The 538-nt window shown below is 71.2% G+C and carries 1 protein-coding gene; it reads right to left on the reverse strand.

Features of this window, described 5'->3' with window-relative positions; all coding sequences use genetic code 11:
- Nucleotides 1-26: 26 nt before the first annotated feature.
- Nucleotides 27-368: a hypothetical protein gene (locus tag AC01Y6_RS11205; RefSeq protein WP_476671611.1), complete on the reverse strand. Its 342-nt coding sequence runs from the start codon at nt 366-368 to the stop codon at nt 27-29.
- Between the last annotated feature and the right edge of the window lie 170 nt (nt 369-538).

Below are 538 nucleotides of genomic sequence, written 5' to 3' on the forward strand. Positions count from 1 at the left end.
CGGCGTTCCCCGAAACTCGCGCACGCTCAGGCATGGCCTACCCCCTCCTTGGTCTTCACCCGGACCCGGGCGATGGGCTCAAGGCGGGGCGGGTTCCCCGTCCACACGCCCAGGAGCTCCACCTCCCTCGCCTCCGGCCAGCTTTCGGCCAGGAAGGTCAGGCGCTCCACAAGCCAGGCCTCGAGGGCCGGGGCGTTCTGCCTGCCCCAGAAGGCGGCGTGGGCCTCGAGGTCTTCCTCCTCCGGGACGGCCAGGGCCCAGTAGAGCACCCGGCCATCCGCCACCACCCGGAGCTTGGGCGGGCGCATGGCCCGCACCTTGGCGGCCAGGGCCGGGGCCAGGGCGATGAGCTTCCGCCACGGGCTCACAGCTCCACCTCCACCTCGTCCTTCTCCGGGACGTGGGGGAGGGGCACGTGGAACACCCGCGCCCCCGTCTTTTCGGCCAGGGCTTCCAGCTCGGAGCGTGCGCGTTCCTCCGGGTTTTGCGATGGGGAAGCCACTTCCGAACGCGCACGGGGTTTTTCCTCTCCAGAAGG

It is taken from the genome of Thermus sp., assembly GCF_056332225.1.